12 protein-coding genes are annotated in these 9851 nt (G+C 33.8%); 8 read left to right on the top strand and 4 right to left on the bottom strand.

The features are described from left to right. The first annotated feature begins 10 nt into the window (after window positions 1–10). The 7 genes from K5781_RS01970 (at window position 11) to K5781_RS02000 (ending at window position 4279) form a co-directional block, all read left to right on the top strand. A complete protein-coding gene (locus K5781_RS01970) occupies window positions 11–244 on the top strand; it encodes a hypothetical protein (protein ID WP_297440165.1) in 234 nt (77 codons plus the stop codon). A gap of 47 nt (window positions 245–291) precedes the next feature. Next, window positions 292–540, top strand: a complete 249-nt coding sequence (locus tag K5781_RS01975; RefSeq protein WP_297440166.1) for a hypothetical protein — start codon at window positions 292–294, stop codon at window positions 538–540. A gap of 293 nt (window positions 541–833) precedes the next feature. Then, window positions 834–1109, top strand: coding sequence for a hypothetical protein (locus K5781_RS01980; RefSeq protein ID WP_297440168.1), 276 nt, complete (start codon window positions 834–836; stop codon window positions 1107–1109). A 516-nt stretch (window positions 1110–1625) separates the two neighbouring features. Next, entirely contained in the window at window positions 1626–2060 is a 435-nt protein-coding gene (locus K5781_RS01985) for a hypothetical protein (protein ID WP_297440170.1), read from the top strand. After that, complete coding sequence (locus tag K5781_RS01990; RefSeq protein ID WP_297440173.1) at window positions 2060–2527, top strand: CRISPR-associated endonuclease Cas1; 468 nt, start codon at window positions 2060–2062, stop codon at window positions 2525–2527. Before K5781_RS01985 ends, K5781_RS01990 begins: the two co-directional genes overlap by 1 nt. 31 nt (window positions 2528–2558) lie before the next feature. Then, entirely contained in the window at window positions 2559–3947 is a 1389-nt protein-coding gene (locus tag K5781_RS01995) for a hypothetical protein (protein WP_297440175.1), read from the top strand. A 116-nt stretch (window positions 3948–4063) separates the two neighbouring features. Next, window positions 4064–4279 (top strand): hypothetical protein, encoded by a 216-nt coding sequence (locus K5781_RS02000; RefSeq protein ID WP_297440177.1) that lies wholly within the window; start codon window positions 4064–4066, stop codon window positions 4277–4279. Window positions 4280–4350: 71 nt separating this feature from the next. Here the strand turns inward: K5781_RS02000 and K5781_RS02005 are convergent, their stop codons facing one another. Genes K5781_RS02005 through ilvB form a run of 4 tightly spaced genes read right to left on the bottom strand, consistent with a single transcriptional unit; the run spans window position 4351 to window position 9103 of the window. Then, on the bottom strand, window positions 4351–5364 hold the full coding sequence (locus tag K5781_RS02005; RefSeq protein WP_297440179.1) for an isocitrate/isopropylmalate dehydrogenase family protein: 1014 nt from the start codon (window positions 5362–5364) through the stop codon (window positions 4351–4353). A gap of 32 nt (window positions 5365–5396) precedes the next feature. Then, window positions 5397–6914, bottom strand: a complete 1518-nt coding sequence (locus K5781_RS02010; protein WP_297440181.1) for a 2-isopropylmalate synthase — start codon at window positions 6912–6914, stop codon at window positions 5397–5399. After that, on the bottom strand, window positions 6914–7396 hold the full coding sequence (gene ilvN, locus K5781_RS02015; protein WP_297440183.1) for an acetolactate synthase small subunit: 483 nt from the start codon (window positions 7394–7396) through the stop codon (window positions 6914–6916). The genes K5781_RS02010 and ilvN overlap by 1 nt, the downstream gene beginning before the upstream one ends. Window positions 7397–7405: 9 nt before the next feature. Beyond that, on the bottom strand, window positions 7406–9103 hold the full coding sequence (gene ilvB, locus K5781_RS02020; protein WP_297440185.1) for a biosynthetic-type acetolactate synthase large subunit: 1698 nt from the start codon (window positions 9101–9103) through the stop codon (window positions 7406–7408). A 218-nt stretch (window positions 9104–9321) separates the two neighbouring features. On the opposite strand from ilvB, the gene K5781_RS02025 reads away from it, so the two are divergent. Beyond that, on the top strand, window positions 9322–9726 hold the full coding sequence (locus K5781_RS02025) for a nuclear transport factor 2 family protein (RefSeq protein WP_297440187.1): 405 nt from the start codon (window positions 9322–9324) through the stop codon (window positions 9724–9726). Window positions 9727–9851: the final 125 nt, after the last annotated feature.

Genomic DNA, 9851 nt, shown 5'->3' on the forward strand with positions numbered 1-9851 from the left:
GAGATAAAAGATGACATTATTTTGTAAACAATGTAATGAAAGAAGATTGCCAATAGTATTTGCAAAAGATAAGCCGCCATTATGGTTGTGCGATAAATGTGAGAATTTTGCAGACGGGGAAGACAATATTGTTAGAGAATTAACTAAAGAGGAAAAAGACGAAATGAAGAAAAAGTTAGACGATTTTGAAAAAAATACAGTACTAACAGGCGAAAAACTAAGCAGAAGAAAAGGCGTTAATTAAGAAAGAGATTCATTCAGATTTTTATGGAATGAAGATTTGGTAAAAATATGATTGAACAAAATGATGCAAAAAAAGTTGTAGAGGTAATAGGCAATAACCTAATTGGAGTGTCTCATGATTCTAACAGTTTTGCAAAGCTACCTGATTCGTTTTGGGGTTATTTTGCACGTGGTCATGATAAAAAAGGAACATTTGGAGTTATTGTTACATATTCAGAAGAAGGCAAAGATGTAGATGAATTAATTAAAATGTATGAAGAATGGGCAGCAAAAAACAAAACTAAAGAATCTCAGTAATCTATTTTGTTTCTTTGAGTAGTTTACGATAACCCTGACATTCTTTGCAGATAGGTTTTCCTTTATATTTTGGATTACCGTCAGAGATTTTTAAGGTCCCATTAGCAATTTTACAAATACAGCAAACAGCCATAGGATTTTGATATAAAATGCAATTAATAAAAATTGATAATTTAGAAAATAGATAAATTCAAAGAGACGGATCTATTGTAGTGTACAAATGTGATTTTTGTGGTTCATCATTTGGGGATAGAATTTGTTATTTCTGTGAAAAAAATTGCTGTACATCATGTATGACAGATGATAAAACACGCTGCAAAGATTGCTATATACAAAAACGAAAGCTTTCTCCAAGACAAGTCATAAAAAAGAACAAGCCAGTATTGATTTTTGTAGGGTTGTTATGGTTATATGCAGTTTTTCCAGGGCCACTCATCCCAGGACTAGATCCCAATTTTTATGCAATTTCTGTTGTTGCAGCAGTTTTAATCATGATTCCAATATGCCTTGCCATGTTTTTTTGGTCATTAAACCCACCAAAATCAGATTTAAAGAAAAGAAAAGACTAGAAACGTTACAAAACGAATTCATCTGTTTAAAAAAACAGATTTCAGATACAAGGAATTCAAGTAAAAGCAAAAAATCAATTTTTTTACACTTTTTGATCTTTATCAAAAATATTTCAATTCAAATCATGGATGCAAACGAGATAGCATTTTTGTGGATCGTTCAAAATCAGAAAAGAATTCATGAAGAATATATCAATAAGATCTCATGAGAGATTCTAGTTAGCACCAGATGGGAATTATGATCATGGTTAAATATCATTTTGACGTAATAGATATGACGAGAAACCGTTACTCTGCGTCGTAGAGTGATAGGTATGGAAAACACATCATGTTAGGAATACGTCCTTGATTCAAGGTGTTTTCCGTGTATCTCGTTGTTTTAAAATAATTTTTATAAATTATCAGTAAAAAGGCAAAGCCCCCCTTTTGTGCCTAAATAGTTGGTAATGACTAGGATTATGACGTGAGTTTGTTTGTTGGAGAATTGTTATAATCTAAAACAAAGTTTGTTTTTCAATGGTTTCCAAAATTACAATTATCATTTCCATAATAGCTCTTGTTCTTGGATTGCTAGTAATTTCTTCTCTTTCAAATATTTTATCTGAAAGAGAAGAGAAAGCAAATCAGTCTTTAGAAGAAACACTAACAGACATGGATGCAATCGTCAACAAGGCAATTATTCACTGCCAGACAGACGGTACAGGATGTGATAAAATAATGCCTCAGTGGTTGGAGGAATGTAATAAAACAGATCCACTAAAAGCAATTCCTTCATGTCATGATGGACGGATTGAACAATTAATTGAAAAAATGACCACCATGTCTGATGAATGTAAAGTTCTGAAGGAAATCATGGACAAAAATAGAGATGGTGCAAACAGCAATGATCCTCAAGCATTAGGAGAATTTGGTTTAGCAATGAATGATTACAATAAACTTGGTTGCCCATAATGCCCCTAACAGGTCAAAAAAATCACTATAACATAAAATTTCTCAAAGGCTACGGTCATTCCATCTCTGTAAAAGATTCCAAAATTATCCTCAAAGACAACCACGACCCGTTTTCAGAACCACAAATCGAATCATGGTATCCCAACAGAATGCCATATGAGAAGATAGTTCTTTCAGGAAATGGCTATGTCAGTACAGAAGCATTGGCAATACTATCTAAGAATAATCAAAATGTCATACTAGTTGATCCTCAGGGAAACCCGCAATGTTTCATGAGCGGAATTATGAGTTCCCTTACTGCAACAAACAACAGAATTGCACAATACGACACATTTAGAATTACAGAAAAAAGAAACTACCTTTCACGGCAAATAGTAAAGTCAAAAATTGAATCTCAAATCAGATTTCTAAAATTAACTGATTGTGATTTAGTCATACCAAGTATTGACAAACTAGATAAGCACTAGTCTTATTTACTTAGATCCAAGATTTTTTTATGTGGGCAAACATAAACAAAACAAAAAATCCAAGAAAATAAAATCAGAACCCAAATCTGAAAATAAAATACATTTGAATAAATCTAAAATTGAAAAGAAAATAAAAATTGGAATAATCATATCAATAATCCTTCTGAGCATAGGAGCAGTTTATGCATATTCTGGTGGGTTTAATACAATTCATCCTTATCTGGGCGATCGAGTACTTCTTGGAGGTTTTGCAGTTCAACAACACCCAGATAATCCTCCAGAGTTGGATATGCAAGTAGTTTTGAAAACAGATTCATTAAGTGCACAAAACCCAATAATCGTAGAAGCAAGACAATTTCCAAATGAAAATATCTTGAAATACAAACCAGACCCTTGGAACTATCTTCCAGAAAAACAATATGTGATTTTTCCATATGCTTTAAAATTCCCATTAGAACAACATCCAGAGGGTTTTAACAAACCTGCAATCATTGAATTAACAAAATCTAAAACCAATCGTGAATATTATGGAACAGGAAAAATTTTCTATGAACGTGGAGGAAATTATGGGTTCTTTTTTACAGGAAGTGATTCAATTAACGCCCATTCTGATGGATTTACCTCTTCATTTTCTATTGAGGAAGTAAATGCACGTGTTAAGGATATGACACGTTTTGATGTTGGAACAATTGAAGAAACCAATTCATTAAAAACTTACAATATTGCATTAGCAGGATTTTTCATTACTCTAGCTGGATTGGGGATAAAATACAAACAAAAAATCAATGAATCGGTTAGTTGGTTTGATTCAGAACTATCTAAGAATAAAAGATTAAGTTGGAAAAAAGTTGGGGTATTGTTTGGAATTACAGTTACTGTGATAATTGTTTCAATTTTAACATTTAATGGAACTATAGGTCCAGAGAAATATGTTCATGATGGGGTTTATGGAGATGATTATGTCAGTTTAACACATCAATACAAAATTACAAAATCGGGCAAAGAATGGTTTTTCATTAGAGATTTTTGGCATAATAGAGAGAGATTTGATTTTTCAATACCTAATTACAAAGTAATAGGCGGAGTACTAATACCTCATTCTATCGATGAAAAAATTTCAGTTTTAGTTTTTCAGGGTGATGAAGGAAATTCAGAAAATCTGTCAGAACTAATTTCAAGAGATCTACAATATCTATCAGATGGCGGTCGGAAAGGAGAATTCACATACACATGGGATGAAAAAAATAACAAAGTAACAATTTCTGGAGGATGGGAAGAACCATTCATAGAAATCAAAGGAAAAATTGTTCAAAAAGATAATTTGATTTATTTTGTGTATGGTGAAATGTTTAATCAAAACATGTCTGCTAAAACAAAAAATGAACTTAATCAAATTGTTGAAAGTTTTCATTTAATCTGAACAAACTCACGTCATAATCCTAGTCATTACCAACTAATTACGCACAAAACAAGTCTCATCGAGATAGAGTAAAAGGGAAATATTACAAAATTACTTTCATAAATGGACATGTTTCCATGAACACTAAAATTTTCAGAGATAGCAAAGTACTTTGGAGTTTCTTTAGTGTCAGTGCAGCTATTTTCATATACATTTTGATTACTGCACCAGATCCTCTAGCAGGACATGTCGGAACACAACTTACATTTCCATTAGTTATGATGGTTGCAACACTAATGGTCATTTTTTTTGGAACTCCTGAAAGTAAAAAACAACGAGAAAATAAAGAATAAGTTTCAATTAGATTACGCTATATCACTAGTCATTACCAACTAATTACGCACAAAAGGGGGGCTTTGCCTTTTTATAAATTATCAGTAATTTGTTTTGTAAATTCCAAAGTACTCTTATCACCACCAATATCTTTTGTCTTTACTCCAGATTTTACCAAATCAAAAATAGTGGATTCTAATTTTTGACCAACTTCAACACATTTTGGATCATTGTGTTTGTTTCCTAACCAATCAAACATCATTTTGATAGATAGCAAAAACGAAGAAGGGTTTGCGATGTTTTGTCCAGCTATATCAAAAGCAGCCCCATGAACGGGTTCAAATAATGCAAATTTATCGCCAATGTTTGCAGCAGGAGCCATTCCCAAACCTCCAACTACTTGAGAGGACTCGTCAGATAATATATCACCAAACAAATTAGTGGTAACTACAACATCAAATTGTTCAGGTTGCCGAATTAGATTCATAGCACATGCATCAACATACATTTGTTCAAATATAATGTCAGGATAATTTTTTGAAACTTCTAAACATGCTTTTGCAAACATTCCATCAGTAACTCGCATCACATTAGATTTGTGTACACAAGTTACTTTTTTCATAGAATCACGTTGTTTTGCAGTTTCAAATGCATATGTTGCAATTCTTTTTGAAGCAGCCTCAGATATTATTCTCAAAGCAACTGATGAATCACCCAAACTGAATTCTTTACCAGTGTAAAGGTCTTCAGTATTTTCTCTAACTATCACCATATCAATATCATCACGCAATGCAGGCATGTGAGGATATGATTTTGCAGGTCTGATATTGGCATATAGATCAAGCATACGTCGCAACACCACAATCACATCAGCTGCACTTTCACCAACAGGTGCCTTTAAGCAAACATCAGATTGCTTTATCGACTCAACAGTTTCATCTGGAAGTGCTTTTCCAGTTTCAGACAACGCTTTATCACCTGCAGATAATTTTTCAATATCAAATTTCAAATCAAGTTTATCATGAATGGTGTTCAAAACAGAAATTGCAGATTCTGATAATTCAGGGCCTATCCCATCACCAGTAATTAATGATATTTTATACATAATTTTGAAGCAAAGAAGGGAGATTTTAGGATTTAGTTAACCTGTTTTTCATTAAGCATTTTTTTGAGCATGATTCTATTAATTGCATCAATTACTGCCTTTACAGAAGTAGTTACAATATCTTCACCTACAGATTTTGCTGAAACTTTGTTTCCTAAAGGATCCTCAACTTTTACTGTAACTTCGCATAGTGCTCCAGAACCGCCAGAAATAGATGCTAAACCATAGTCTTTAATTCGGATTTCCGAGATTTTGCCGGTAATTTTCTGAATTGCATTTAATGCTGCATCAACAGGACCTACACCATAATCAGTTCCAATATGATCTTCACCATCGACATTTAGTTTAACAAAAGCATACGGCATTGTTCCAATTCCAGTTGATACTGAAAAACCAGTTAACTGAACAATTCTTTTAAGATCTTTTTCTCCCATAACTTCACTTGCCATGGATAACAATTCAACATCAGTAACTTGTTTTCCTTGATCACCTAACACCTTGACTTTATCTAAGATCTGTTTTGCTTGTTCTTCAGTGGGTTTAACACCATATTCTTCTAACATTGCATTCATCCCATGAACACCTGCATGCTTTCCAACCTTGAGCCATCTTTTTCTTCCAACTAATTCAGGGCTAATTGGTTCGTAAGTGAGAGGGTTGCTCAATACACCATGAGTATGAATTCCAGATTCATGACCAAAGGCATTAGCGCCAACAATTGCCTTGTTAGGCTGAACGATTATTCCGACAGTTTTAGAGATGAATCTAGATACATCATAGATTAATTCAGATTTGATATTAGTTTCATATTTTTGTTCATATGGTAAGCATTTGAGTGCCATAGTGAGTTCTTCCAAAGAAGCATTTCCAGCTCTTTCTCCAATTCCATTAATAGTCACATGTGCACATGATGCACCGGCATGAATTCCAGCTAATGCATTTGCAACTGCCAAACCAAAGTCGTTATGACAGTGAACACTAACAGGTAATTTTGTAGCTTCAATTGTATCTCGAGTAATTTCAGCCATGTATTCAGGAGTAGAATATCCAACAGTATCAGGAATGTTGACACGATCAGCACCGGCTTTAGCAACATCACCAAAAACTTTTTTCAAAAATTCTCTATCAGTTCTAGAAGCATCTTCAGCTGAAAACTCTACTTGTAAACCACGAGATTTTCCATACTCGACTGCTTCAATTGCTTTTTCAAGAGCTTGTTCTCTAGTCATTTGTAATTTATGTTTCAAATGAATATCTGAAGTTGCAATGAATGTGTGAACGTAGTTTAATCCAGCATCAACAGCTGCGTCGATATCTTTTTTGATAGTTCTAGTTAATCCTGCAATTTCACAAGACAATCCTTCAGATGTAATCATCTTGACAGCTTTTGATTCACCTTCGGATATTACTGGAAAACCAGCTTCAATTGCATCTACGCCCAATTCATCAAGTTTTTTTGCAATAGCTAATTTTTGATCTGGAGATAATGACACACCAAGTGTTTGTTCACCATCTCGCAAGGTAGTGTCAAAAATTCTGACATTTACCATTATACTCCACTCCTTTGTAAAGCTGCAACACCAGTACGTGCAACATCAAGAATTCCAAAGGGTTTTGCCAATTCCTCAAATGCTTTGATTTGATCAGGAGTAGCAGTCAATTCTACCATTATGGAGTCTTTTTTTACATCATGAACTTTACCGCCATACGCATTTGCTAATTTGTTAATTTCCATACTATCATTAGCATTACTCAGTTTTATCTTAAAAATACTAAGTTCTCTAAAGACGGTTTTGTGCTCATCTAAATGCTCAACTTTTACGGTATCAATCATTTTATCAAGTTGTTTTACAATTTGATCAATCTGTTTTTCGTCACCATATGTGGTAATGGTCATCTTGGAATAATCAGGATTCTCAGTAGTTCCAACTGAAATACTATCAATATTGAAATTTCTTGCTCTAAAAAGATGAGTCACCTTAAACAAGATACCAGGTTTGTTTTCGACTAAAATAGAAAGAATGGCCCACATTGTCAATCACTAAGATGGTAAGATCATATCCGATAACGAAGTTCCAGGAGCTACAAATGGCAATACGTCTTCTTCAGGATCAATAGGAATGTCAATTACAGTTGCGACATTACTGCTCAAAGCAGTTTTGATTGCCTTGTCAAGTTCATCCATTGATTGAGCTCTAATTCCTTGAGCACCATATGACTCTGCAAGTTTAACGTAATCAGGACAGCTTTGCTGGTCCACGCCAATCATTCGTCTTCCATAGAAAGTTCTTTGCCATTGAGCTACCATTCCCAAGGTAGAATTATTTAAGAGAAATACAATTACTGGAATATCTTCCAACACAGCAGTTGCAAGAGAGTTTTCAGTCATACTAAAACTTCCATCACCAGCAATATCCACGACAGGAACATCAGGTTTGGCAACTTTAGCGCCAATGGCAGCAGGAAATCCCCAACCCATAGTTCCAAGACCAGTAGAGCTAAAGAACGTACCAGGTTGAATTACATCATAGAATAAAGATGCCCACATTTGGTGTTGGCCCACTTCAGTAGTAATGATAGATTCTTTTGGCAACAATTCCCGAAGTTTACGTAAAATTTTTGCAGCACCCATTTCACCAGGATGTATTTTCAAATTTTCTTTCCAGTAAGATTTTGTTTCTTTAACATGTTTTAACCAAGGAGTTTCATCTGTTTTTTTAATTGCTTTTTGCAAAAGTAATTTTACCATCACTCTAAGATTTACTCTAACATCTCCAATTACAGCAATTTGAGTAGTTTGATTTTTACCAATTTCTGCAGGATCCACATCCATATGAATAATTTTTAATCTTTTTTCAAAAGCTTCAAAGGTTCCAACAGAACGGTCAGAAAATCTAGTTCCTATAGCCAATACACAATCAGCTTCTGCCATCATTTTGTTAGCTTCTGCATGTCCATGCATTCCTATAGGTCCTAATGACAAAGGATGTGTTTCTGGAAATGCACCTTTTCCTTTAAAGGTAGTTACCACTGGAAGCATTAGAGTTTCTGCAATAGCTTGTAACTCAGCAAAGGCAGAGGAAATGATTGTACCGCCACCAGCTAAGATAATGGGTTTTTCAGCATGAAGTAGCATATCAATAGCTTTTTCAACATTAACAATATCAGGATCAGCCCAAGGATGATATCCTTGAATTTTAAATTCATCAGGAAAAGTCATTTGTTCTTCATTAATCTGTACGTCTTTTGGAATGTCTATTAGCACAGGTCCGGGCCTACCAGACTCGGCAATAAAGAACCCCTTTTTTACAACTTCAGGAACTTCGCTAGCAGTTCTTGGTTGAAATGCATATTTTACAACAGGATTTGCCATTCCAATAATATCACTTTCTTGAAATGCATCTTTTCCAATCATATTTACAGGAACTTGTCCAGTTACTGCAATCATTGGAGCAGAATCAGCTTGAGCTGTTGCAATTCCAGTTAAGATATTAGTTGCACCAGGACCAGACGTAGCAAAACATACACCAGGTTTTCTACTAACTCTACCAAAGCCATCAGCCATATGGGCAGCTGATTGTTCATGTCTTACCAAAATATGTCGAATATCACATCTAGCAAATTCATCATACATTGGAAGATTTGCACCTCCCGGTAATCCAAATACTTGTTTGACGCCTTCTTTTTCCATAGCCGTCATCAAGGCTTTTGCACCAGTCATAGTTTCCATTTTATTCATTAAATCTTTCTCCATAATTTTAAGCTAGTAAATTTTGAGAGCACTATAGAACAGCAATCAGTAAATCGTTGCTAAATTTTCCAGTTAATTTTGCACTCATTGAAATCAAAAAAATAATCAACCTATAATTAATAAAGATTCTCAAAAAATAATCAGATTTTTACGCTAATTGTGCAGAAGACTTAAACTGATATTTCCTTCACTCAAAATGTACAGTTTTGAATGATAATGAAGAAATAATCAAAGTCATAGAGACATTATTTCAAGCAGGAATTACAAAAAATTTAGAATCACTCAAAGATATACATCTTAACGACCCCAAATTCTCCAGTTTTAGTGATTTGCCACCATATGATCTTAAAGACTATCAAAATACAATAGAGCTTGAAGAATTAAAATTTGTCAGCATTTCAGATTACTCATATGAAATAAAAAATCCAAAGATTAGCATATTTGGAGATACTGCAGTTGTGGCTTTAGAACTAATTCAAAAAGGAATGTTAGTAGACACTAAAGCATACACAGGAGAACACATGGAAATTAGTGGACGTGCAACATTTGTATTAGTAAAACAACCAACTTGGAAAATTGCTCATATTCATCTATCAAAAATTAATGGATAGATTTTATTTTTTAGTAAGGTTTGGTTTATTTTGATTAGGATTGTTTGGTTTCTTTTGTTTGTTTGATTTTTTTTGATTAGGATTGTTTGGTTTCTTTTGTTTGTTTGATTTTTTTTGATTAGGAT

The sequence above is a fragment of the Nitrosopumilus sp. genome, from assembly GCF_025699255.1.
Taxonomy (GTDB): domain Archaea; phylum Thermoproteota; class Nitrososphaeria; order Nitrososphaerales; family Nitrosopumilaceae; genus Nitrosopumilus.

Excerpts from the sequence above, each read along its gene's own strand:
- K5781_RS01970 (WP_297440165.1), top strand. The coding sequence starts at position 11 with ATGACATTATTTTGTAAACAATGTAATGAAAGAAGATTGCCAATAGTA.
- K5781_RS01975 (WP_297440166.1), top strand. The coding sequence starts at position 292 with ATGATTGAACAAAATGATGCAAAAAAAGTTGTAGAGGTAATAGGCAAT.
- K5781_RS01980 (WP_297440168.1), top strand. The coding sequence starts at position 834 with ATGACAGATGATAAAACACGCTGCAAAGATTGCTATATACAAAAACGA.
- K5781_RS01985 (WP_297440170.1), top strand. The coding sequence starts at position 1,626 with ATGGTTTCCAAAATTACAATTATCATTTCCATAATAGCTCTTGTTCTT.
- K5781_RS01990 (WP_297440173.1), top strand. The coding sequence starts at position 2,060 with ATGCCCCTAACAGGTCAAAAAAATCACTATAACATAAAATTTCTCAAA.
- K5781_RS02000 (WP_297440177.1), top strand. The coding sequence starts at position 4,064 with ATGAACACTAAAATTTTCAGAGATAGCAAAGTACTTTGGAGTTTCTTT.
- K5781_RS02005 (WP_297440179.1), bottom strand. The coding sequence starts at position 5,364 with ATGTATAAAATATCATTAATTACTGGTGATGGGATAGGCCCTGAATTA.
- K5781_RS02010 (WP_297440181.1), bottom strand. The coding sequence starts at position 6,914 with ATGGTAAATGTCAGAATTTTTGACACTACCTTGCGAGATGGTGAACAA.
- ilvN (WP_297440183.1), bottom strand. The coding sequence starts at position 7,396 with ATGTGGGCCATTCTTTCTATTTTAGTCGAAAACAAACCTGGTATCTTG.
- ilvB (WP_297440185.1), bottom strand. The coding sequence starts at position 9,103 with ATGAATAAAATGGAAACTATGACTGGTGCAAAAGCCTTGATGACGGCT.